Source organism: Microbacterium sp. 1262 (genome assembly GCF_040544895.1).
Classification (GTDB): domain Bacteria; phylum Actinomycetota; class Actinomycetes; order Actinomycetales; family Microbacteriaceae; genus Microbacterium; species Microbacterium plantarum.
The window spans coordinates 3,001,107-3,023,716 of the sequence record NZ_JBEPKU010000001.1; the positions used below are offsets into that span (position 1 = coordinate 3,001,107).

General features: G+C 70.5%; 17 protein-coding genes. 12 read left to right on the forward strand and 5 right to left on the reverse strand.

What is annotated here, in order from left to right:
• Nucleotides 1-38: 38 nt before the first annotated feature.
• From ABIC53_RS14365 to ABIC53_RS14375, 3 genes are all read right to left on the reverse strand, one after another.
• Nucleotides 39-527 carry a SprT-like domain-containing protein gene (locus ABIC53_RS14365; protein ID WP_112617770.1) on the reverse strand — a complete coding sequence of 163 codons (489 nt, stop codon included), beginning with the start codon at nucleotides 525-527 and terminating at the stop codon, nucleotides 39-41.
• A 43-nt stretch (nucleotides 528-570) separates the two neighbouring features.
• Entirely contained in the window at nucleotides 571-1,098 is a 528-nt protein-coding gene (locus ABIC53_RS14370; protein WP_112617925.1) for a hypothetical protein, read from the reverse strand.
• A 79-nt stretch (nucleotides 1,099-1,177) separates the two neighbouring features.
• On the reverse strand, nucleotides 1,178-2,041 hold the full coding sequence (locus ABIC53_RS14375; protein WP_114588825.1) for a spermidine synthase: 864 nt from the start codon (nucleotides 2,039-2,041) through the stop codon (nucleotides 1,178-1,180).
• Between the two features lie 173 nt (nucleotides 2,042-2,214).
• Here ABIC53_RS14375 and ABIC53_RS14380 point away from each other — a divergent pair, with 173 nt between their 5' ends.
• The 3 genes from ABIC53_RS14380 to ABIC53_RS14390 all read left to right on the forward strand — a co-directional run bounded on the left by ABIC53_RS14380 (nucleotide 2,215) and on the right by ABIC53_RS14390 (nucleotide 5,925).
• Nucleotides 2,215-3,888, forward strand: coding sequence for an ABC transporter substrate-binding protein (locus tag ABIC53_RS14380; RefSeq protein ID WP_112617772.1), 1,674 nt, complete (start codon nucleotides 2,215-2,217; stop codon nucleotides 3,886-3,888).
• Between the two features lie 82 nt (nucleotides 3,889-3,970).
• Nucleotides 3,971-4,975: an ABC transporter permease gene (locus ABIC53_RS14385; RefSeq protein ID WP_354451985.1), complete on the forward strand. Its 1,005-nt coding sequence runs from the start codon at nucleotides 3,971-3,973 to the stop codon at nucleotides 4,973-4,975.
• Nucleotides 4,972-5,925 carry an ABC transporter permease gene (locus ABIC53_RS14390; protein ID WP_112617774.1) on the forward strand — a complete coding sequence of 318 codons (954 nt, stop codon included), beginning with the start codon at nucleotides 4,972-4,974 and terminating at the stop codon, nucleotides 5,923-5,925. Before ABIC53_RS14385 ends, ABIC53_RS14390 begins: the two co-directional genes overlap by 4 nt.
• 156 nt (nucleotides 5,926-6,081) lie before the next feature.
• Here the strand turns inward: ABIC53_RS14390 and ABIC53_RS14395 are convergent, their stop codons facing one another.
• Nucleotides 6,082-7,779 carry an ABC transporter ATP-binding protein gene (locus tag ABIC53_RS14395; protein ID WP_354451987.1) on the reverse strand — a complete coding sequence of 566 codons (1,698 nt, stop codon included), beginning with the start codon at nucleotides 7,777-7,779 and terminating at the stop codon, nucleotides 6,082-6,084.
• Between the two features lie 218 nt (nucleotides 7,780-7,997).
• On the opposite strand from ABIC53_RS14395, the gene pxpA reads away from it, so the two are divergent.
• The 7 genes from pxpA (at nucleotide 7,998) to ABIC53_RS14430 (ending at nucleotide 20,183) form a co-directional block, all read left to right on the forward strand.
• Entirely contained in the window at nucleotides 7,998-8,744 is a 747-nt protein-coding gene (gene pxpA / locus ABIC53_RS14400) for a 5-oxoprolinase subunit PxpA (protein WP_354451989.1), read from the forward strand.
• A gap of 73 nt (nucleotides 8,745-8,817) precedes the next feature.
• Nucleotides 8,818-10,425, forward strand: a complete 1,608-nt coding sequence (locus tag ABIC53_RS14405; RefSeq protein WP_354451991.1) for a 5-oxoprolinase subunit B/C family protein — start codon at nucleotides 8,818-8,820, stop codon at nucleotides 10,423-10,425.
• Between the two features lie 70 nt (nucleotides 10,426-10,495).
• Nucleotides 10,496-11,134 (forward strand): hypothetical protein, encoded by a 639-nt coding sequence (locus ABIC53_RS14410; RefSeq protein WP_354451993.1) that lies wholly within the window; start codon nucleotides 10,496-10,498, stop codon nucleotides 11,132-11,134.
• 98 nt (nucleotides 11,135-11,232) lie between these two features.
• On the forward strand, nucleotides 11,233-11,841 hold the full coding sequence (locus ABIC53_RS14415) for a hypothetical protein (protein WP_354451995.1): 609 nt from the start codon (nucleotides 11,233-11,235) through the stop codon (nucleotides 11,839-11,841).
• Nucleotides 11,842-12,091: 250 nt separating this feature from the next.
• Complete coding sequence (rpoB, locus tag ABIC53_RS14420; RefSeq protein WP_112617780.1) at nucleotides 12,092-15,586, forward strand: DNA-directed RNA polymerase subunit beta; 3,495 nt, start codon at nucleotides 12,092-12,094, stop codon at nucleotides 15,584-15,586.
• Between the two features lie 41 nt (nucleotides 15,587-15,627).
• The gene (locus tag ABIC53_RS14425) at nucleotides 15,628-19,500 is read left to right on the forward strand and encodes a DNA-directed RNA polymerase subunit beta' (RefSeq protein ID WP_112617781.1); all 3,873 of its coding nucleotides are present in this window, start codon (nucleotides 15,628-15,630) and stop codon (nucleotides 19,498-19,500) included.
• A gap of 95 nt (nucleotides 19,501-19,595) precedes the next feature.
• Nucleotides 19,596-20,183 (forward strand): hypothetical protein, encoded by a 588-nt coding sequence (locus ABIC53_RS14430; RefSeq protein ID WP_354451998.1) that lies wholly within the window; start codon nucleotides 19,596-19,598, stop codon nucleotides 20,181-20,183.
• Nucleotides 20,184-20,222: 39 nt separating this feature from the next.
• On the opposite strand, the gene ABIC53_RS14435 is transcribed toward ABIC53_RS14430, so the two are convergent.
• The gene (locus ABIC53_RS14435) at nucleotides 20,223-20,870 is read right to left on the reverse strand and encodes a hypothetical protein (RefSeq protein WP_354452000.1); all 648 of its coding nucleotides are present in this window, start codon (nucleotides 20,868-20,870) and stop codon (nucleotides 20,223-20,225) included.
• A gap of 129 nt (nucleotides 20,871-20,999) precedes the next feature.
• Here ABIC53_RS14435 and ABIC53_RS14440 point away from each other — a divergent pair, with 129 nt between their 5' ends.
• Both ABIC53_RS14440 and ABIC53_RS14445 read left to right on the forward strand, forming a co-directional pair.
• A complete protein-coding gene (locus tag ABIC53_RS14440) occupies nucleotides 21,000-22,112 on the forward strand; it encodes an ABC transporter (RefSeq protein ID WP_354452002.1) in 1,113 nt (370 codons plus the stop codon).
• On the forward strand, nucleotides 22,112-22,585 hold the full coding sequence (locus ABIC53_RS14445) for a DUF6121 family protein (RefSeq protein WP_354452004.1): 474 nt from the start codon (nucleotides 22,112-22,114) through the stop codon (nucleotides 22,583-22,585). The genes ABIC53_RS14440 and ABIC53_RS14445 overlap by 1 nt, the downstream gene beginning before the upstream one ends.
• The last annotated feature ends 25 nt before the right edge of the window (nucleotides 22,586-22,610 follow it).

Below are 22,610 nucleotides of genomic sequence, written 5' to 3' on the forward strand. Positions count from 1 at the left end.
CGGCTCGGCGGCCGAGATTGAGGAGTTGGTGCAGCGGGTCAGCGCGGGGTCGCGGCGGCGCGACGGTCGGCCGAGGAGATCTCGCGGCGCACCCACCGGAAGAGGAAGCGCTCGTCGTACGACGACGCGCACATCCGGCACGACGCGGCGCGGGTCGGGCGCCGGTGACGGTAGGCCACGTGGCCGGCAGGGCAGTGGCCGACCCAGGGCGCCAGCTCGACGGCCGTCTCGCCGCGATGGGTCGTGCCGCCGACGTACCCGAGCTCGCGGGCCGTGCGCAGCCAGTCGCGACCGTGGCCGGCGGCCGGTCCGGCGATCGCATGGGCGACTTCGTGCAACAGGGTCTGGTGGTTCTCGTCGTCGTCGAACCGCGCCGCGAGGTATCGCGAGACGCTGATGCACCGGCGCGTGTAGTCGCACTGGCCCGCGCGGCGCTTGGCGTTGTCGAACCGGAACGTCCACGAGTCGTCGAGGTGCGCTGAGATCAGCGCCTCGGCCCAGACCCGGACCCGATCGAGATCACTCATACGGTCGACGCTACGCGCGGGGTGAGACAGCGGGACGCAGCGCTCAGCTGGCGACGATCGAACGCGAACGGCGCCGCTCGGCGGCATCGACGGCGAGCAGGGTCGACTCGAGCTGATCCTCGGGAGCGCCGCCCTCCTGGCGGAGGAAGAGCGCACGCTTGAAATCGGTGCGGGCGTCGGAGTACTCCTCGGCGTCGTACGACACCTTGCCGCGGTGCTGGTACGCGAACGCGGCGAGCAGCGGCCAGTTCTGGCCCTCCGCCTCTTCCGCGCACGTCGTCAGCTCCTGGATCGCCGCGGCGAAGGCACCGCGGTTCTGCAGGATCGTCGCGTGCAGCACCCGGGCGCGCAGCAGATCCTTGCGGGTTCCGGCCATGCGGGCCACCCGCACTGCCTGCTCCGCGACGACGAGTGCCTCATCGAGCCGGTCGAGCACCTTCAGCAGCCAGACGCGCTCCAGAAGCGCGGGCAGGCTGCGCTGCTCGCCGATCTCGGCGAGGCGCTCTGCGCACTGATCCGGGTCGACGATCTCCCGCAGCGTGTCCGGGTCGTACCCGAGGATGTAGCCCACCGTCATCCACCTCCGCGATTCGAGAACGGTGGATCCCAGTCTCGTCCAAAGCGGTGCAAGCACCCGCCCGCCGCGCCGGTCAGCGTTCGAACACGGATGCCGACGGCTTCGGCGACGGGGTCGCGTCGGCATCGGTCGCGACCCGCGCCCCGCGGGCGAACTCGTCGATCTCGGCGCCCTGCGCGACCTTGGCCGGGAACGGTCCGGCGGCCATCAGGCGCGGCAGCCACTCCGACGGCAGGGGCGAGGCCGATGCCGCGATCACGATGTTCCCGAATCGCCGTCCCTTCAGCAGCTGCACCTCGGCGAGCAGCAGCACCTCAGGGAGCACCTCGCGGACGGTGGCGACCTGTCGGCGGGCGAACGCGAGGCCGGCGCCGTCGGCGACGTTGACCAGGAGCACGCCTGTCGGGGCGAGCAGCCGCGCGAGCGAGCGGTAGTACTCCACCGTCGTCAGGTGAGCGGGCGTCTGCGCGCCCGCGAACACGTCGGAGACGACGAGGTCGGCGGCGCCGGTGAGGCCCGGGGGGAGCTTCTCGGCGACGGCGCGGGCATCGCCGATGCGTACGCGCACCTGCGCGCCCCGGGGGAGGGGAAGCGCCTCGCGCACGAGGTCGACGAGGGGCTGCTCGAGTTCGATCACCTGCTGACGCGATCCCGGCCGCGTGTGGGCGATGTACCGGGGGAGGGTCAGCGCGCCGGCGCCCAGATGGACGGCGGTGAGCGGCTGTCCCGGCATCCGCAGGCGGTCGATGACGGCCGCCATCCGGGCGATGTACTCGAAGTGCAGGTGCGTCGGATCGTCGAGGTCGACGTGCGACTGGGGGGTCCCGTCGACGTCGAGCTCGAAGCCGGACGTGAATGATGACGTCACGATGCGCGCGATCGTGCCGTCGGACAAGCGTGCCTGCGGACCGGACTCCTCGACGCGCGCTCGTGCCATTCCTCAACGCTATCGGCACGGGTCGGCATGCGCGCGAGCCGGTCTGCGCAGTCGAAACACGATCGAGACATCGATGTAATGACTTCGACCCTCCTGCCCGTATAGGTTCGGACCCAATTACCTCGGAGTGCGCCGCGGTGGGCCCGCTCCGGACCTCAGAAAGGGACACCCCCATGCTCTCCACTCCTCGCAAGCGCGCGCTCGCGGGACTGGCGGCGGTCGCCATCGGCGCCCTCGCCCTCTCGGCGTGCACCAGCCAGCGCGGAGGTGGCGGCGAGACGGATGCCGCGACCGACGTCGACGGCACCTTCGTCTTCGCCGCCTCCGCCGACCCCGCCAGCCTCGACCCGGCGTTCGCGCAGGACGGCGAGACCTTCCGCGTCTCCCGCCAGATCTTCGAAGGCCTCGTCGGCACCGAGCCCGGCACGGCCGACCCCGCGCCGCTGCTGGCCGAGAGCTGGGAGTCGTCCGACGACGGGCTGACGCACACCTTCCAGCTGAAGGAGGGCGTGACCTTCCACGACGGCACGCCCTTCAACGCCGAAGCGGTGTGCGCCAACTTCGACCGCTGGTACAACTGGACGGGCCTGGCGGCGAGCGAGGCGCTCTCGTACTACTACGGCAAGCTCTTCCGCGGCTACGTCGAGACCCCCGACACCGCCGTCTTCGAGTCGTGCAGCGCCGATTCCGACCTCGAGGCCACCATCCAGCTGAAGCAGCCCTTCGCCGGTTTCATCCCGGCGCTGTCGCTGCCCGCCTTCGCCATGCAGAGCCCCACGGCGCTCGAGGAGTACGGCGCCGACGAGATCGGCGGCACCGAAGAGGCCCCCTCGCTCTCGGAGTACGGCGCCGGGCACCCGACGGGCACCGGTCCGTACAAGTTCGACGAGTGGTCGCCGGGCGAGGAGCTCACGCTCTCGGCCTACGACGACTACTGGGGTGAGTCGGGCCAGGTGAACAAGATCATCTTCCGCGTCATCGACGACCCCACCGCCCGCCGCCAGGCCCTCGAGGCCGGATCGATCGACGGCTACGACCTCGTCGGCCCCGCCGACACCGCCGCGCTCGAAGAGGCCGGCTTCACGATGGTCTCGCGCCCGCCGTTCACGATCCTCTACCTCGCCTTCAACCAGGCGCAGCCCGAGCTGCAGGACGTGCGCGTCCGTGAGGCCCTGTCGCACGCGATCGACAAGGAGGCCCTGATCTCGCAGGTGCTCCCCGAGGGCACCGAGGTCGCGACGCAGTTCATGCCCGACACCGTCAACGGCTACAACCCCGACGTCACCACCTACGACTACGACCCCGAGAAGGCCAAGTCGCTCCTCGCCGAGGCCGGCTACACCGAGGCCAACCCGCTGACGCTGACCTTCAACTACCCGGTCAACGTCTCGCGCCCCTACATGCCGGACCCCGAGCAGATCGCGACGGTCATCTCAACGCAGCTGACCGACGTCGGCGTGCAGCTGACGCCGCAGACGGACGCCTGGAGCCCCGACTACCTCGACAAGATCACCGGCACCCCCGACCACGGCATCCACCTGCTGGGCTGGACGGGCGACTACAACGACACCGACAACTTCGTCGGCGTGTTCTTCGGTGCGCCCTCGGCCGAGTGGGGCTTCGACAACCCCGAGCTGTTCGCGGCGCTCAACTCCGCACGCGGCGTGCCGAACCTCGAGGAGCAGACCGCGCTCTACGAGCAGATCAACGAGCAGGTCGCCCAGTTCATCCCGGGCGTCCCGCTGGCCCACCCCGCCCCGACGCTCGCGTTCGACCCGCGCGTCGAGAGCTACCCGGCCAGCCCGGTCAACGACGAGGTGTTCACGGACATCGTCCTGACCGAGTGACGACGACCCGCTGATCCTCGCGGGGCGGGCCACCGCCTCGGGCGCGAGCCCGCCCCGCACTCCTCGACCGAAAGATTCCGCGTTGCTGCGAACCATCGGCCAACGGCTGCTTCTGCTGATCCCCACGCTCCTCGGGCTCAGCATCCTCCTCTTCCTCTGGGTCCGCGCCCTGCCCGGCGGCCCCGCCGTCGCCCTCCTCGGCGAGAAGGCGACCCCCGAGGCGATCGCCCGGATCAACGAGCTGTACGGCTTCAACCGGCCGATCCTCGAGCAGTACGCCACCTATATGGGGCGGCTGCTCACCGGCGACTTCGGGTCGTCGATCGAGACCGGGCGCCCCGTCGTCGAGGAGTTCCTCCGGCGCTTCCCGGCGACCGTCGAGCTCTCGATCGCCGCCCTGATCTTCGCCGTCGGCATCGGCATCCCGCTCGGGTACCTCGCCGCCCGCCACCACGGGAAGGTCAGCGACCACGTCGCCGTCGTGCTGAGCCTCGTCGGCGTCACGATCCCGGTGTTCTTCCTGGCGTTCATCCTCAAGTACGTCTTCGCCGTCCAGCTCGGCTGGCTGCCCTCGGATGGCCGCCAGGACCCGCGCATCGACGCGACCCACTACACGAACTTCTACGTGCTCGACGGTCTGCTCACCGGAGAGTTCGACGCCGCCGGGGATGCCGTCTTGCACCTCATCCTGCCGGCGCTCGCCCTCGGCACGATCCCGCTCGCGATCATCGTGCGCATCACCCGCGCCTCGGTGCTCGAGGTGCAGAACTCCGACTACGTGCGCACCGGCCGGGCCAAGGGCATCGCCCGCCGCACGCTCCGCGGCCGCTTCATCCTGCGCAACGCCATGCTGCCGGTCGCCACGACCGTCGGCCTCCAGGTCGGGCTGCTGCTGGCCGGAGCGATCCTCACCGAGACAGTGTTCGCCTTCCCCGGGATCGGCTCGTTCCTGGCCCGGGCCATCAGCGCCCGCGACTTCCCGGTGCTGCAGGGCTTCATCCTCTTCATCGCCGTCATCTACGCGCTCATCAACCTCATCGTCGATGTCTCGTACAGCCTGATCGATCCGAGAGTGAGGGTCTCATGAGCACCAACGCGCTCCCGCCCGCCCCCGGCGACGGACCCGCCACCGCCGTCGCCGAGCACGAGGTGCTCGAGGCCCGCACCGGCGGCGGGTTCTGGCACGACGTCTTCGCGCGCCTGCGCCGCAACCCGGTGGCCTGGATCGGCGCCGGCATCGTGCTGGTCTTCCTCCTCGTGGCGATCCTCGCACCCTGGCTCGCGCCCTACCCCGAGACGGCCCTCCCCGGCGCGCGCGAGGTCACCCCGACCCACATCCCCGGTCCCGGCGAGATCGCCGGCTTCCCGCTCGGCCTCGACCGCTTCGGCGGCGACGTGCTGTCGAAGCTCATCTGGGGTGCGCGGGCCTCGCTGCTCATCGGCGTCATCTCGACCGCGTTCGGTCTCGCCGGCGGCATGCTCCTGGGCCTGATCGCCGGCATGTTCGGGGGCTGGGTCGACACCGTCGTCATGCGGTTCGTCGACATCCTCCTGTCGGTCCCCAACCTGCTGCTCGCCGTCTCGATCGCGGCGATCCTCGGTCAGTCGCAGCTCGCGATCATGATCGCCATCGGAGCCTCGCAGGTGCCCATCTTCGCGCGTCTCCTGCGGGCGTCGATGCTGCAGCAGCGCAGCGCCGACTACATCCTCTCGGCGCAGACCCTCGGGCTCGGCCGCGGCAAGATCACGATGAGCCATGTGCTGCCCAACAGCCTCGGGCCCGTCATCGTCCAGGGGACGCTCACTCTCGCGACCGCCGTCATCGACGCCGCGGCGCTGTCGTTCCTCGGCCTCGGCGGCGGCGGAGCGGCGACCGCCGAGTGGGGCCGCATGCTGACCTACGCGCAGAACGAGCTCGCGATCGCCCCGTGGCTCGCGTTCCTCCCGGGCCTGTGCATCATGATCACCGCGCTCGGCTTCACGCTGCTCGGCGAATCGCTGCGCGAGGCCATGGACCCGCGCACCCGGGCCCGCTGACCTGGCCCGGGGTCGCGGCTCTGCGATACACCTGCAGGACCGGTGGGGCTGGTGTCGCCTCACCGGTCTTCGCTGGCTGCACCAGCCCCATCGGTCCTACGGCTGTATCGCCGCCGGGCGCGACGGGGAGCCCTCGGGGTGGCAGGAGGCGCCGGGTCAGGAGGCGATGTCGAGCTCGTTGCCCGGGATCGAGGAGAGCAGCCGCCGCGTGTACGGGTCGCGCGGGTTGGTGAAGATCTCCTCGCTCGACGCCGCCTCGACGAGCGCGCCGTCCTTCATGACGCAGACGTAGTCCGAGATCAGGCGCACCACGGCCAGGTCGTGGGAGATGAAGAGGTAGCTCAGTCCGTACTCGCCCTGCAGGTCGCGCAGCAGCGTGAGAATCTGGTCCTGCACGAGCACGTCGAGCGCCGACACCGGCTCGTCGCAGACGATCAGCTCGGGGTTCAGCGCGAGGGCACGCGCGATCGCGACGCGCTGACGCTGGCCGCCCGAGAGCTCGGACGGGTATCGGCGCAGCATCGTCTGCGGCAGGGCGACGTCGTCGAGCAGCTTCCGCACGCGACCGGCGCGGTCCTTCGCGGTGCCGCGCTTGTAGAACTCCAGTGGCTCGGCGATGATCCGCTCGATCGTGAACATCGGGTTCAGCGACGAGTACGGGTCCTGGAAGATGGGCTGCACCCTCTGCCGGAACTCGCGCAGCTGCGCACCCTTCAGCCCGGCGACGTCCTGCCCCTCGAAGCGGATCGTTCCCGACGTCGGCTCGATCACCTTCAGCAGCATCCGGGCCGTCGTCGTCTTGCCCGATCCGGACTCGCCGACGATCGCGACCGTCTCGCCGCGTGGGATGGCGAGGGAGACGTCGCTGACGGCGGCGAAGTCGTCCTTGCGCCCGCGGATCTTGTACAGCTTCGTGAGGTTCTCGATCTCGACGATGTTGTCGCGCCGTGCCGGCTCGGCCGGTGCCTGCGCTGCGGGGGAGACGGATGCCGCGGGGCCGGCGATCGCAGCGGGCGGCGGTGTCGCGCGGTAGGCCTCGGGCCGCAGGCGCACCGCCGCGACCGACGGGGCCGCCTTGACGAGAGCCTGCGTGTAGGGCTGCTGCGGGTCCTCGAGGATCTGGCGGGCCGGACCCTGCTCGACGATCCGGCCGCGGTGCATGACGACGACGCGGGCGGCCCGCTCGGCGGCGAGGCCGAGGTCGTGGGTGATGAGCAGCACCGACGTGCCCAGCTCACCCGTCATCCGGCCGAGCTGATCGAGGATCGTCTTCTGCACCGTCACGTCGAGGGCACTCGTGGGCTCGTCCGCGATGAGCAGCCGCGGGTTGCACGCCAGCCCGATCGCGATGAGCGCGCGCTGCCGCATCCCGCCCGAGAACTCGTGCGGGTACTGCTTCGCGCGCTCGGCGGCATCCGGGAGGCCCGCGGCGGCGAGGGTCTCGACGACCTTGGCGTCGACGTCCTTCGAGGTGGCGAGCCCGTGCGCGAGCAGGGTCTCGGCGACCTGGGTGCCGATCTTCGACACGGGGTTGAGGTTCGACATGGGGTCCTGCGGCACGAGTCCGATCGACCCGCCGCGGATGCGGCGCAGCGTGCTCTCAGGGGCACCGACGAGCTCTTCGCCGTCGAGGCGGATGCTGCCGCGCACGACGCGCCCGTTGCCGGGGAGGAGCCCGATCACCGCCATCGCCGTCGTCGACTTGCCCGAGCCCGATTCGCCGACGATCGCGACCGTCTCGCCCGCTGAGATCTCGAGGTCGACACCTTCGACCGCGTGCACCGGGCCTTCGAGCGTGCGGAAGTCGACGGCCATGTCGCTCACCCGCAGCAGGGGAGTGGAGGAGTCTGCCATTGGCCCATCCTGCCCGCCCGCGGCGCCGAGCGCACCGTGTCGGGCCCACCCGTTACATCGACGTAACGCCGGGCCGTCGTGTCGCGTCGTGTCGCGGACCGGGCGTGCTCGCGCCGTGGACAGGCTGAGCCGCCCCGGGGTGCCGTTCGCGGGGCTGGTGGAGGTGTTCAGCCTGCGACGGCACAGCCGGGTACGGCGGCGCGGGCTAGCGTTGGTCCATGGACCTCAACGCAGACCTGGGCGAGACGGTCGACGGTGTCGCAACGGCGGACGACGCCGCGATGTTCGCCCTCGTGTCGAGCGCGTCGATCGCCTGCGGCGGGCATGCCGGCGACGCGGCGTCGATGCGGACAGCCGTGGCCGGAGCGGCTGCCGCCCGCGTCGCGGTCGGGGCCCACCCCTCCTATCTCGACCGGGCCGGGTTCGGGCGGGTGCGGGTCGCCGTCGAGCCTGACGTGCTGCGGCCGCAGGTCGTCGCGCAACTGCGTGCGCTCGTCGCGGCGGGCGGCGACATCCGTTACGTCAAGCCGCACGGGGCGCTCTATCACGCCGCGACGGAGGATGCCGCGACCGCGCGAGCCGTCGCCGCTGCGGTGGCAGACCTGTCGGCCGAGCTCGGCCGGGCGGTCCCGGTGCTGGGTCTGGGCGGTGCGATCGCGTCGGCGGCGTCGGATGCCGGCCTGCCGTTCCACCGCGAGGCCTTCCTCGACCGCGGCTATCGCGCCGACGGCTCGCTGGTCCCGCGCGGGGCTCCCGGCGCCCTGCTCGACGACCCGGGCCTCGTCGCCGAGCGTGCCCTGCGCCTCGCGTCCGAGGGGGTCGTGGTCGCGGTCTCGGGCGAGACGGTGCACACCGACGCGACATCGCTCTGCGTGCACGGCGATTCCCCCGGTGCCGTCGCGATGGCTCGCGCGGTGCGGTCGGCGCTCGATGCCGCGGGGATCGAGGTGCGCTCGCCGTGGTGACCGTCGGGCCCGCTTCGCCGGCAGGATCGCGCAGACGGGGTCGCCGTGGGCGTGCCGAACCCGGGACGACGGCATGAGGATGCTGCCGATGGGGCCCGACGCGGTGCTCGTCGAGGTCTCGGACCTGGCGGAGGTGATGGCGCTGCACGCGCGGCTGACCGCTGCGCCGCCGGCGGGCGTCATCGACGTCGTGCCCGCGGCGGCGACGGTCCTCGTCCGCGTCGATCCCGTCGCGCTGTCCCTGGCCGCGGCCCGCGCCTGGGTCTCGACCGCTGCATCGTCAGCGGCGCCGCCGGCATCCGCCCCCGCGCCCGTGACGCTGCCGATCCGCTACGACGGCGACGACCTCGACGATCTCGCCGCCGCACTCGGCTTCAGCCCCGAGGCGCTCGCCGCTCGCCACGTCGCCACGGACTGGACGGTCGCCTTCACGGGCTTCGCCCCCGGGTTCGGCTATCTCGTCGGTGCGGGCTGGGATCTCGACATCCCGCGCCGGCCCTCGCCGCGGACGAGGGTGCCGGCGGGGTCGGTCGGTCTGGCCGGAGCCTTCTCGGGCGCGTACCCCCGCGAGACCCCGGGAGGGTGGCAGCTCATCGGCACGACGGACGCGCCGCTGTTCGATCCGGATGCCGCCCAGCCCGCGCTCCTCGTTCCCGGTGGCGCCGTGCGATTCGATCCCGCGCGCGCCCGCGCCGTCGGGTCGGACGCCGCCCTGCCCGGTCGCACCGCGTCGTCGACTGCGGGGGAGCCGGGCGCCCGCTCGGAGCCTGTCACCGCTCCCGGCGGCATCCGCGTCATCTCGCCGGGCCCGCAGGCGACGGTTCAGGATGCCGGCCGCTCGGGTCGTGCCGCCGAGGGCGTCGGCGCGGCGGGCGCGGCCGACCCCGCCGCCTGGGCGCTCGCCAACCGTCTCGTCGGCAATCGTGACGGGGTGGCCGCGATCGAGATCGCCGTCGGCGGTTTCCGGGCCGTGGCGGAACGCGATCTGACGGTGGTCGTGACGGGCGCGTGGGCGCGGGTCGAGATCGACGGCCGGACCGGTGACCCGTACGTCGTGCATGCGTGGCCCGCCGGGGCCGAGCTGCGCCTCGACGGATTCCTCGCTGGCACCCGCGCCTACCTCGCAGTGCGCGGCGGATGGGACATCGCCCCCGTTCTGGGCTCGCGGTCGACCGACACGCTCTCGGGGCTCGGCCCGCCGCCGCTTCGGCCGGGTGACGTCGTCGCCGCCGGACGCGAGACCGCCGGGCCGGTCCCCGCGCTGCCGCTGCATCCGTGGGGTCTGCCGCCGACGGGCACGGATGCCGTTCCCCTCGACATTCCGTTCACGATCGGCCCGCGCGCGGACTGGCTCACCGCTTCGTCCCGCCGCCTGCTCGCCGAGGCGACCTGGGTCGTGTCGGCGGCGGCCGACCGGGTCGGCATCCGCCTGGAAGGGCCACGCCTCGAACGCGCGCGCGGCGAGGAGCTGGCGAGCGAGGGGATGGTGCCGGGGGCGATCCAGGTTCCGCCGGCCGGCCAACCCGTCGTGTTCGGAGTCGACGCGCCCGTGACGGGCGGGTACCCCGTCGTGGGTGTCGTGACATCGGCGGGCCGGAACCGGCTCGCGCAGGCCCGACCCGGCGATCGCGTGCGGTTGCGTCCGACGGTTCGAGGCGCGGATACCGCTCAGCGAGGCTGATTCGTCAAGGGGGAGAACTCCCCGTGTCAAGACCCCGTGCGGATGCGGCGGGTCCCCTAGCGTCGAAGCCATGACTCGCACCAAGACCACCACCTCCGCCGCGCTGCTCGTCTCCGCGGCTCTTCTCCTCGCCGGATGCGGCGGGCAGTCGGGCGACACCGCGGCGTCGGGGGACGCCGGCGCGTCGTCCGCCCCCTCGTCCTCGTCGTCGTCCGCTCCGGCCGCCAGCGCGCCCGATGTCGCGCCCGCGTCGGGCGAGATGATCACCGGAACGGGCTACAGCTTCTCGGTGCCCGAGGGGTGGGCGATCCCCGAGCAGCAGCTCCCCGGCATGGAGCAGGTCGACGTGTTCGTCGCCGATCTCTCCGACCCCTCGGCGACGTTCGCCGACAACGTCAACGTCGTGCTCTCGCCCGCGCCGCAGGCGATCTCCGCCGATGACGTCGAGAAGTACGGCGTCGAGGAGCTCGAGGGGCAGGCGGGCGCGACCGACGTCACCGTCCAGGAGCGCACCTCGATCGCCGGCGGCGAGTCGGCCCACATCTCGGCATCCGTCACGCAGCAGGACGTCACCTACAACGTCGACCAGTTCTACCCGTCGCACGACGACCAGACCTACGTCGTGACCTTCTCGTTCAGCCCCGACGTCTCGGAGGCCGACCGCGCGGCGGTCTACGACGCGGTCCTCGCCTCGTGGGCGTGGGCCTGATCCGCACGTCCGCAACGCGCCGTCCGCTCTCGCAGCGGGCGGCGCGTTCGCGTGTCAAGGGGAGTTCCGGCGCGGCGGATTCGCCTAGCGTGTGATGCATGACGCGCTCCCGGATCGCTCCGATCGCCGCCGCGCTCATCTCGGCGGCGCTGCTGCTCGCGGCGTGCGACGCGCGGCCGGGCGGGACCGACGGGTCCTCCGAGTCACCCGCACCCGGCTCGGCATCGGCGACTCCGACGCCCACCGCGACCTCGCCGAGCGACGCCGCCCCCGGCGAGACCGTGCGCGGGACCGGCTACAGCTTCGCCGTGCCGGCTGGCTGGGCGGTTCCCGCCGAGGACCCGACGGATGGGCAGGTCGACGTCTTCGTCTCGGAGTCCGCCGACGCCGACGGCCGCTACATCAGCGTGGTCGTCTCTCCCGGCGTCATCACGCCGGCCGATGTCGAGGCCGACGGGGCCGCGAGCCTCGAGGCGGTCGGGGCCACCGACGTGTCGCTGGAGGATCGTGTCGACATCGCGGGCAGCGAGTCGGCCCACCTCGTGGCGACGCTCGCGCAGGACGGCGCGGAGACGCTGATCGACCAGTACTACGCGACGCAGGACGAGCAGACCTTCGTCATCACCATCGCGTCTCCGGCCGACACCACCGACGACGATCGACGTCGCCTCGCGGACACGGTGCTCTCGAGCTGGGCCTGGGAGTGACCCACGACCTCGGGTGGCGCGCATTTATACCGCAGCATCCGGGGGTCGTCAAGGATTGCGCTGGACATGGCGCGTCGCGACGCCTATAGTTGGTAGTTGCGCTCCCGTCCCCCTTGCCCTCATATGGTGGTCGGCTTGTGCTCTGCGCGATTCCGCCCCGTCCGACGGCGTGAGACGCGAGAGCTCGGACCGGGAGCACTCCACCTGACGACAAGGAACCGGCCCCACCCGGGCCACGGAGGTAATCCCCTTGGCTGCTGCGAGCAACGCATCCACCACCACCCCCAAGAACGGTCGCGGCGCTTCCCGCCTCTCGTTCGCGAAGATCTCCGACAAGCTGACGGTCCCCGACCTGCTGGCGCTGCAGACGGAGTCTTTCGACTGGCTCGTCGGCAACGACGCCTGGAAGGCCCGCCTCGCCGAGGCGCAGGCCGCCGGCCGCACCGACGTCGCCCTCCAGAGCGGCCTCGAGGAGATCTTCGAGGAGATCTCGCCCATCGAGGACCTCGGCGAGACGATGCAGCTCTCGTTCACCAACCCGTACCTCGAGCCCGAGAAGTACTCCATCGAGGAGTGCAAGGAGCGCGGCAAGACCTACGCGGCCCCGCTCTACGTCGAGGCCGAGTTCATGAACCACCTCACCGGTGAGATCAAGACCCAGACGGTCTTCATGGGCGACTTCCCGCTCCAGACCGGCAAGGGCACCTTCATCATCAACGGCACCGAGCGCGTCGTCGTGTCGCAGCTCGTCCGTTCGCCCGGCGTCTACTTCGACAAGACGCCCGACAAGACCTCCGATAAGGACATCGTCTCGGCGCGCGTCATCCCCTCGCGCGGCGCATGGCTCGAGTTCGAGATCGACAAGCGCGACCAGGTCGGCGTCCGCATCGACCGCAAGCGCAAGCAGTCGGTCACCGTCTTCCTCAAGGCTCTGGGCCTGACGAGCGAAGACATCATGGCCGAGTTCGCCGGATACGACTCGATCGAGGAGACCCTCGCGAAGGACACGATCCTCACCAAGGAGGACGCGCTCCGCGACATCTACCGCAAGCTGCGCCCGGGCGAGCAGGTCGCCGCCGAGGCAGCGCGCGCGCTCCTCGACAACTTCTACTTCAACGCCAAGCGCTACGACCTCGCCAAGGTCGGCCGGTACAAGATCAACCAGAAGCTGGGTCTCGACACCCCGATCGAGGAGTCGGTGCTCACCGTCGCCGACATCGTCGCGACCATCAAGTACCTGGTCCGTCTGCACCGCGGCGACGCCACGTTCGACGGCATCCGCGACGGCAAGCCCGCCGAGATCCGCCTCGACACCGACGACATCGACAACTTCGGCAACCGTCGTATCCGCGCCGTCGGCGAGCTCATCCAGAACCAGGTCCGCACCGGTCTCTCGCGCATGGAGCGCGTCGTCCGCGAGCGCATGACCACGCAGGACATCGAGGCCATCACGCCGCAGACCCTGATCAACGTGCGCCCCGTCGTCGCCGCGATCAAGGAGTTCTTCGGAACCTCGCAGCTGTCGCAGTTCATGGACCAGAACAACCCGCTCGCGGGTCTGACCCACAAGCGCCGCCTGTCGGCGCTGGGCCCCGGTGGTCTGTCGCGTGAGCGCGCCGGCGTCGAGGTCCGCGACGTCCACCCCTCGCACTACGGCCGCATGTGCCCGATCGAGACGCCGGAAGGCCCGAACATCGGTCTGATCGGCTCGCTCGCCTCGTTCGCGCGCATCAACGCGTTCGGCTTCATCGAGACCCCGTACCGTCGTGTCGTCGACGGCAAGGTCACCGACGAGATCGACTACCTCACCGCCAGCGAGGAGAACGACTACGTCGTCGCGCAGGCCGGTGTCGAGCTCAACAAGGACGGCTCGTTCGTGGCCGACCGCGTCCTCGCCCGCCGCGGTAAGGGCGGCGAGGTCGACCTCTTCCCGAACGAGGAGATCGGCTACATGGACGTCTCGCCGCGCCAGATGGTGTCGGTGGCGACCTCGCTCATCCCCTTCCTCGAGCACGACGACGCCAACCGCGCCCTCATGGGTGCGAACATGCAGCGTCAGGCCGTGCCGCTGCTGCGCAGCGACTCGCCGCTGGTCGGAACCGGTATGGAGGGCTACGCCGCGATCGACGCCGGTGACGTCATCACCGCGCAGAAGGCGGGTGTCGTCTCCGAGGTCTCGGCCGACGTCGTCACCGTGCAGCTCGACGAGGGCGGCACGCAGGACTACTTCCTCCGCAAGTTCGACCGCTCGAACCAGGGCACGTCGTACAACCAGCGCGTCGTGGTCTCGGCCGGTGAGCGCGTCGAGGTCGGCGAGGTCATCGCCGACGGCCCCGCGACCGAGAACGGCGAGCTCGCGCTCGGCAAGAACCTCCTCGTCGCGTTCATGACGTGGGAGGGCCACAACTTCGAGGACGCGATCATCCTCAGCCAGGAGCTCGTGAAGAACGACACGCTCTCCTCGATCCACATCGAGGAGTACGAGGTCGACGCCCGCGACACCAAGCTCGGCAAGGAGGAGATCACCCGTGACCTCCCCAACGTCGCGCCCGACCTGCTGAAGGACCTCGACGAGCGCGGCATCATCCGCATCGGCGCCGAGGTGCGTCCCGGCGACATCCTCGTCGGCAAGGTCACGCCCAAGGGTGAGACCGAGCTGTCGGCCGAGGAGCGTCTGCTCCGCGCGATCTTCAACGAGAAGAGCCGCGAGGTCCGCGACACGTCGCTGAAGGTCCCCCACGGTGAGCAGGGCACCATCATCGCCGTCAAGGAGTTCAACGCCGAGGACGGCGACGACGAGCTCGGCTCGGGCGTCAACCGCCGCGTCGTGGTCTACATCGCCCAGAAGCGCAAGATCACCGAGGGCGACAAGCTCGCCGGCCGCCACGGCAACAAGGGTGTCATCGCGAAGATCCTCCCCGTCGAGGACATGCCCTTCCTCGCCGACGGCACGCCGGTCGACGTCGTGCTCAACCCGCTCGGCATCCCGGGTCGAATGAACTTCGGCCAGGTCCTCGAGCTGCACCTCGGCTGGATCGCCGCGCAGGGCTGGAAGGTCGAGGGCAACCCCGAGTGGGCCGAGCGCCTGCCCGAGATCGCCCGTGAGGCCGCTCCCGGCACGAAGGTCGCCACTCCGGTGTTCGACGGCGCGTTCGAGTCCGAGATCGCAGGGCTCCTCGATTCGACGAACCTCACCCGCGACGGTGAGCGTCTCATCGACTCCTCGGGCAAGACGAAGCTGTTCGACGGTCGCTCCGGCGAGCCGTTCCCGGCTCCGATCTCGGTCGGCTACATGTACATCCTGAAGCTCCACCACCTCGTCGACGACAAGATCCACGCGCGTTCGACGGGCCCGTACTCGATGATCACCCAGCAGCCGCTCGGTGGTAAGGCGCAGTTCGGTGGCCAGCGCTTCGGTGAGATGGAGGTGTGGGCCCTCGAGGCCTACGGCGCCGCGTACGCCCTCCAGGAGCTCCTGACGATCAAGTCCGACGACATCGTCGGTCGCGTGAAGGTCTACGAGGCCATCGTCAAGGGCGAGAACATCCAGGAGCCCGGCATCCCCGAGTCGTTCAAGGTGCTCATGAAGGAGATGCAGTCGCTCTGCCTGAACGTCGAGGTCCTCTCGGCCGACGGCACCGAGGTCAACCTCCGCGACACCGATGACGAAGCCTTCCGCGCAGCGGAGGAGCTCGGCATCAACATCTCCAGCCGCTTCGAGTCCTCGTCGATCGACGAGATCTGATCCGGCCAGGCAACGAACAGAATTCCGACACAGGAGAATCAGTGCTCGAGTCACACACCTTCGATCAGCTTCGCATCGGCCTGGCCACTGCTGACGACATCCGTCGTTGGTCCTTCGGCGAGGTCAAGAAGCCCGAAACCATCAACTACCGCACGCTCAAGCCCGAGAAGGACGGCCTCTTCGGCGAGCAGATCTTCGGCCCCTCCCGCGACTGGGAGTGCGCCTGCGGAAAGTACAAGCGCGTCCGCTTCAAGGGCATCGTCTGCGAGCGCTGCGGCGTCGAGGTCACCAAGTCCTCGGTCCGTCGTGAGCGCATGGGCCACATCGAGCTCGCCGCTCCCGTGACCCACATCTGGTACTTCAAGGGCGTGCCCTCGCGCCTCGGGTACCTGCTCGACATGGCGCCGAAGGACCTCGAGAAGGTCATCTACTTCGCCGCGTACATGGTCATCTCGGTCGATGAGGATGCGCGTCACCGCGACCTCCCCACGCACGAGAACAACCTCCGCCTCGAGATCAAGAACCTCGGTGACCGCCGTGACGCCCGCGTGGCGACGCGTCTGGCCAAGCTGGAGGAGGAGCTCGCGACCCTCGAGGCCGACGGCGCCAAGGCCGACCAGAAGAAGAAGGCCAAGGACTCCGCCGAGAAGGACATGGCGACGGTCCGCAAGAACTTCGACGAGCAGATCTCGCGCCTCGAGCGGGTGTGGGAGGAGTTCCGCTCCCTCGAGGTCGGCCAGCTCAAGCAGGAGGACGACGTCTTCCACGAGCTGCAGGACCGCTTCGGCCAGTACTTCGAGGCCTACATGGGCGCCGAGGGCATCCAGCGTCGCCTCGCGGCGTTCGACCTGGCCGCCGAGGCCGACTCGCTGCACCTGCAGATCTCCGAGGGCAAGGGCCAGCGCAAGATCCGTGCGATCAAGCGCCTCAAGGTCGTCAACTCGTTCCTGCAGACCGGCATGTCGCCGGCCTCGATGGTGCTCGACGTCGTCCCGGTGATCCCGCCGGAGCTGCGTCCGATGGTCCAGCTCGACGGTGGCCGCTTCGCGACCTCCGACCTCAACGACCTGTACCGCCGCGTGATCAACCGCAACAACCGTCTGCGTCGTCTGATCGACCTCGGGGCTCCCGAGATCATCGTCAACAACGAGAAGCGGATGCTGCAGGAGGCCGTCGACGCGCTGTTCGACAATGGCCGCCGTGGTCGCCCCGTCACCGGTACCGGCAACCGTGCGCTGAAGTCGCTGTCGGACATGCTCAAGGGCAAGCAGGGACGTTTCCGTCAGAACCTGCTCGGAAAGCGCGTCGACTACTCGGGTCGTTCGGTCATCATCGTCGGACCCCAGCTGAAGCTGCACCAGTGCGGTCTGCCCAAGCAGATGGCCCTCGAGCTCTTCAAGCCGTTCGTCATCAAGCGCCTGATCGACCTCGGTCACTCGCAGAACATCAAGGCGGCCAAGCGTGCCGTCGAGCGCACGCGTCCCGAGGTCTGGGACGTGCTCGAGGAGATCATCCGCGAGCGTCCCGTGCTGCTCAACCGTGCACCCACCCTGCACCGCCTGGGCATCCAGGCCTTCGAGCCCCAGCTCGTCGAGGGCAAGGCGATCCAGCTGCACCCGCTCGTCTGCGCCGCGTTCAACGCGGACTTCGACGGTGACCAGATGGCCGTCCACCTGCCGCTCTCGGTCGAGGCGCAGGCCGAGGCCCGCATCCTGATGCTCGCGTCGAACAACATCCTCAAGCCCTCGGACGGCCGTCCGGTCACCCTGCCCTCGCAGGACATGATCATCGGTCTGCACCACCTGACCACGGTCATCGAGGGTGCCAAGGGCGAGGGCCGCGTGTTCGGCTCGGTCGGCGAGGCGATCCTGGCGAAGGACGAGGGCACCCTCGACCTGCAGGCCAAGGTCCGCATCCGCATCCCGGGTCTCGCGTTCCTCGAGGGCGACGCCCCCGAGGGCTACGAGCGCCACGGTCTGGTCGACGCGTCGCTCGGACAGGCGATCTTCAACGACACCCTGCCCAAGGGCTACCCGTTCGTCCGCGAGCAGGCCGACAAGGGCAAGCTGTCGCAGATCGTCAACAAGCTGGCCGAGGAGTACCCCAAGACCGAGGTCGCGGCATCCCTCGACCGGATCAAGGACGCCGGCTTCCACTGGGCGACCCGCTCGGGCGTCACGGTGGCGCTCAGCGACGTCCTGACGCCGCCGAACAAGGCCGAGATCATCTCGAAGTACGAGAAGCTCGCCTCGAAGGTCCAGGGCCAGTTCGAGAAGGGTCTCGTGACCGACGCCGAGCGTCGTCAGGAGCAGATCAAGATCTGGACCGAGGCGACCGACGAGGTCCAGGCCGCCATGAAGGCGAACTTCCCCGCCGAGAACACCATCAACCGCATGGTCTCGTCGGGCGCCCGTGGTAACTGGCTGCAGATCCGTAACATCGCCGGTATCCGAGGCCTGGTCAACAACACCAAGGGTGAGATCATGCCGCGTCCGATCATCTCCTCGTACCGCGAGGGGCTGTCGGTGGCGGAGTACTTCACCGCGACGCACGGTGCCCGTAAGGGTCTGGCCGACACCGCTCTGCGTACCGCCGACTCGGGTTACCTGACCCGTCGTCTGGTGGACGTCTCGCAGGACGTCATCATCCGCGAGGACGACTGCGGCACGTCGAAGGGCCTCGAGCTCCCGATCGCCGCACCCGGTGCCGACGGCGCCCTCATCAAGGACGCCAACGTCGAGAACTCGGTGTTCGCCCGTACCCTCGCCGCAGACGCCGTCTCGCCCTCGGGCGAGGTGCTGGCCGCAGCCGGTGACGACGTGGGCGACGTGCTGATCAACAAGCTCGTCGAGGGCGGGGTGACCTCCATCAAGGTCCGCTCGGTCCTGACCTGCGACTCGGCCGTGGGTGTCTGCGCGAAGTGCTACGGCCGTTCGCTGGCCACCGGCAAGATCGTCGACATCGGCGAGGCGGTCGGCATCATCGCCGCCCAGTCGATCGGTGAGCCCGGTACCCAGCTGACGATGCGTACCTTCCACACCGGTGGTTCGGCCTCGGCCGACGACATCACGCAGGGTCTGCCCCGCGTGCAGGAGCTCTTCGAAGCACGTACCCCCAAGGGTGCGTCGCCGATCGCGGAGGCCAGCGGCCGCATCACGATCGACGAGACCGAGAAGGCCAAGAAGGTCATCATCACGCCCGACAACGGCGACGAGCCCTTCGTCTACCCGGTGCTGAAGCGTGCGACCCTCCTCGTCGAGGACGGGCAGCACGTCGAGGTCGGCGACCCGCTGCAGGTGGGCACGCTCGACCCGAAGGACATCATGCGCGTGCAGGGTGCCCGCGAGGTGCAGAAGTACCTCGTCGGCGGCGTGCAGGGCGTCTACCGCTCGCAGGGTGTGCCGATCCACGACAAGCACATCGAGGTCATCGTCCGTCAGATGCTGCGGAAGGTCACCGTGGTCGACCACGCCGACACGACGCTGCTCCCGGGTGAGCTGGTGGACTTCAAGAAGTACCAGCAGATCAACCGCGAGGCCGTGGCCGAGGGCAAGCGTCCCGCGTCGGGCCGCCCCGAGCTGATGGGTATCACGAAGGCGTCGCTCGCGACCGAATCGTGGCTGTCGGCCGCGTCGTTCCAGGAGACCACCCGCGTGCTCACGCAGGCGGCCATGGAGGGCAAGAGCGACCCGCTCGTCGGCCTCAAGGAGAACGTCATCATCGGAAAGCTCATCCCCGCCGGAACGGGCCTTGCGAAGTACCGCAATGTGGCCGTCGAGGCGACGGAGGAGGCGAAGAGCGAGCGGTACCCCAACCGCATCTTCGCGTCGGACGGTGCGTACAGCGACGCCGACCTGAGCTACGTCGACTTCGACAGCTTCTCCACCGACGGCGACTTCACCAGCTACAACTGATCGATCGCTGATCTCGCGAAGGGCCCCGGGCATGTCCCGGGGCCCTTCGTCGTGTCGGTGGGCGAGAGCGCTCCCCGCCGGATTAGCGTGGAGACGTGGCACGGATCGGTGGTCGGAATGTCGTCTTCGCGTGGATCGTCGGGGTCCTCTGTGCGGGCGTCATCGGGGTGCTGGCAGTGCTGACCGTGCCGCTCGTGTCGACGGGCATGGGACTGCTCGGCGGCAGCGGAGCGGGCGCCGGCGGTGAGGCCGCTGCGGCGGACGGCCCGCAGGAGTGTCGGGATCTGTACCCCGAGGCGCTCTGGGTGACCCTCCAATACGCCCCCGGCGCGAAGCTCGACCAGTCGCAGGACGCCCCCGTGTCGACCGCCGTGGCCCTCGTCGAGGCGCTCGCGCCCGAGGTGCGCTTCACCTGCAGCTGGACCTCCGACGCGGGGTCGATCTCGACCACGGTCGGAGCGGTGGGGACGGATGCCGGTTCGATCGCGGCATCCGCGCTGCCCGCTCAGGGCTTCACGTGCGACGAGCGCGGCGCGCGCACGCTCTGCTCGCGCACCGCCGGCGACCTCGTCGAGACGATCGAGGCAGGGGGAGGGCGCTGGGTGTCGACGTCGCAGTCGGCGTGGCATCCCGAGCAGTACGCCAGCCGGGTCGGAAACGCGGTCTTCACGTCGGGCGATTGACCTCGTTGCGCGCCCGGTCGCCCCGGGTCGTGCGACCCCTCAGGGAGCGGGTGTGGCCGCCCCCGCCGGCCACACCGAGGTGATGATGCCGGTCGTGTACCCCTCGGGGGCGAGGTGCGAGAACTGGGTGTCGATGAGCACGCCGTCGCGGAAGAAGAGCGTCCGTCCGTCGGTGACGGGGTAGCGCGCGTTCTGCCAGGTCTTCTCGCAGCGCACGCCGCCCGCCGGCTCGTAGCAGGTGAACCCGATCTCGGTGAGCTCGTTGAAGAAGTCGATCACCGGGTTGCGCTCGGCGTAGGCGATCGTGGTCTCGATCTTCGCGGTGTCGGCGGCCGGGTCGGCCCAGACGCAGCGCAGCGACCCGTCCGGAAGCGACCCGCTCTCGCCGAAGGCCGCGTCGTTCAGCGGCACCGACGCGAGCGCGGCGCGTGCGGGGGCGCCCAGGATGCCGGCGCAGTCGCGGGGGAGGACCGTCGTCGAGACGACAGAGCCGGATGCCGTCGGCGGCGGGCCGCCCGCTTCGGCGGAGACCGTCATGGCCGGGGTCGGGCTGGGGGCCTCCGCGGAGGCGCTCGTATCGGGTGCCGGCCCGGCGGCGGTCCCCGGTTCCGGGGCGCATCCCGCGAGCAGTGCGGCCGCGACGAGGAGAGCGGCCGGCGCGAGGCGGCGGAGGGCGCGCGAGGTCATGGCACGACGATACGTCCGCCCGCACGCACGGGTGCGCAGACACGTCGGCACGCCTGCGCGGCACGCCCGCATCGCCGGGATATCCTCGCCTCTGCGGCGGCACCGGCCACCGCGTGAGGAGCACATCGCATGAGCGACCCCAAGTACGGCGAGCCGGTCGAAGAGCCGAAGCCGGTGGACGACGTCGTGGGCAGCGCCCGGGCCGGGCTCGCCGACGCCGAGGCGTCGCGCGATGCGGTCTCGGCCGACGACTGGGATGCCGCCTACGCCGGTTCCGGAACTCTCCCCGAGCGGTCTGCGAGCGCCGACGCCTCGACCGACCGACCCGTCGCCGACGGAGCGACCTCCGACGCGGAAGCCGCTCGGATCGATGCCGCCGCAGCGCGCGACGAGCGCACCGACACCGTCGGCTCGTCGTCGGACGACGCGTGGAACTCGCCGAGCGAGTGGGACACCCCGCGCGACGCCGAGGCGGATGCTGCGGCGACGACTGACCGGGATGCCGCCGCGGGCGGGGCAGCAGGCGCCGCCGCTACGACCGCCGCGGGCGGAGCAGCCGCGAGCGACACCGCCACGCGCGCCTACCGTGCCGACGACACCGACGCCGGCGCCACGCGCAGCGTGAGCGCGAGCGAGCCCGTCGCCGAGACGCCGGCCGCTGCGGCCCCGAGCCCGCAGCCGATCTTCGTCCAGGCCCCCGAGGCGCCGACTCCGCGGGGCAACCGCGGAGCGGCCGGCGCCATCGGCCTCCTGGCGGCCATCGCCTTCGCGCTGATCTACCTCGGCGCGGCCCTGGGTATCGACGCCGTACGCGGCGAGGTGACGACGGCCAACATCGGCGACCAGGCCCTCGCAGCCGCCACCTCGTGGTGGTTCTGGGTTCCCGTCGTGGTGTTCTTCCTCGCCTTCTGGATCCTGGGTGCCTTCATCAACCGCGGCCGCTGGGGCCTGTGGGTCCTCCTCGGACTCCTCGTGGGCCTCGCGTCCTACGCGGGGCACATCGCCGGACAGCTCTTCCAGGCGCCGTTCTGGACGATCGCCCCGAGCCAGGCCCTGACCATCGTCGGCGAGCAGGCGTTCGCGCCGCTCGCGCTCGTCGCTCTGGTCGCGGGTCGCGAGCTGACGATCTGGTTCGGCGCATGGGTCGCCGCCCGCGGACGCCGGGTCACCGAGCTCAACGCCGAGGCGCAGCGGGAGTACGAGCGCACCCTCGAGGCGGGGCCCCAGCTGCACCGCTACTGATGTCCACCCCCTCCGGCGGAATGCGCCCCGGGCTCGCCACCGCGTTCGCGGTCGTGGGCTTCGGGGCGCTCGCCATCTGCGGCCTCGGCATCCTGAGCCTGGTGACCGGCCAGGACGTCGTCGCCGTCCGCGGTCTCGGGCCGATCCCGGGCGCCGTCGGCTTCGGCGCCGCGGTCATCGCGATCGCTGCCACGCTGGCCGCCGTGCTGCGGGGGCCGCGCCCCTCGTACGCGATCTCGGTTCCGGTGGGAATCGTCGCGCTGCTGTCGTACCTCGCCGGCCTGGTCGTGGCCGCGCTGCTCGTCGGGGTCGACGCGGCGCGAGCCCTGGCCGCGGCCGGCGGTTTCGCGGTCTCGTGGTTCGGCGTGCTCCTCGTCGCCGCGGCGGCGATCTCGGGCTGGTCGGCCGTCGCGCTGGTCCGCACGCGCGCGACGCCGCCACGGTGGGCCTGGGAACGCGACGAGGACGAATGACGCGAAATCCCGCGCCGACCGGCTC

What these genes read in the sequence shown, in the direction of transcription:
- ABIC53_RS14365 (WP_112617770.1), bottom strand. Translation starts at nt 527, where the DNA reads ATGAGTGATCTCGATCGGGTCCGGGTCTGGGCCGAGGCGCTGATCTCA.
- ABIC53_RS14375 (WP_114588825.1), bottom strand. Translation starts at nt 2,041, where the DNA reads ATGGCACGAGCGCGCGTCGAGGAGTCCGGTCCGCAGGCACGCTTGTCC.
- ABIC53_RS14380 (WP_112617772.1), top strand. Translation starts at nt 2,215, where the DNA reads ATGCTCTCCACTCCTCGCAAGCGCGCGCTCGCGGGACTGGCGGCGGTC.
- ABIC53_RS14390 (WP_112617774.1), top strand. Translation starts at nt 4,972, where the DNA reads ATGAGCACCAACGCGCTCCCGCCCGCCCCCGGCGACGGACCCGCCACC.
- ABIC53_RS14395 (WP_354451987.1), bottom strand. Translation starts at nt 7,779, where the DNA reads ATGGCAGACTCCTCCACTCCCCTGCTGCGGGTGAGCGACATGGCCGTC.
- pxpA (WP_354451989.1), top strand. Translation starts at nt 7,998, where the DNA reads ATGGACCTCAACGCAGACCTGGGCGAGACGGTCGACGGTGTCGCAACG.
- ABIC53_RS14405 (WP_354451991.1), top strand. Translation starts at nt 8,818, where the DNA reads ATGAGGATGCTGCCGATGGGGCCCGACGCGGTGCTCGTCGAGGTCTCG.
- ABIC53_RS14410 (WP_354451993.1), top strand. Translation starts at nt 10,496, where the DNA reads ATGACTCGCACCAAGACCACCACCTCCGCCGCGCTGCTCGTCTCCGCG.
- ABIC53_RS14415 (WP_354451995.1), top strand. Translation starts at nt 11,233, where the DNA reads ATGACGCGCTCCCGGATCGCTCCGATCGCCGCCGCGCTCATCTCGGCG.
- ABIC53_RS14435 (WP_354452000.1), bottom strand. Translation starts at nt 20,870, where the DNA reads ATGACCTCGCGCGCCCTCCGCCGCCTCGCGCCGGCCGCTCTCCTCGTC.
- ABIC53_RS14440 (WP_354452002.1), top strand. Translation starts at nt 21,000, where the DNA reads ATGAGCGACCCCAAGTACGGCGAGCCGGTCGAAGAGCCGAAGCCGGTG.
- ABIC53_RS14445 (WP_354452004.1), top strand. Translation starts at nt 22,112, where the DNA reads ATGTCCACCCCCTCCGGCGGAATGCGCCCCGGGCTCGCCACCGCGTTC.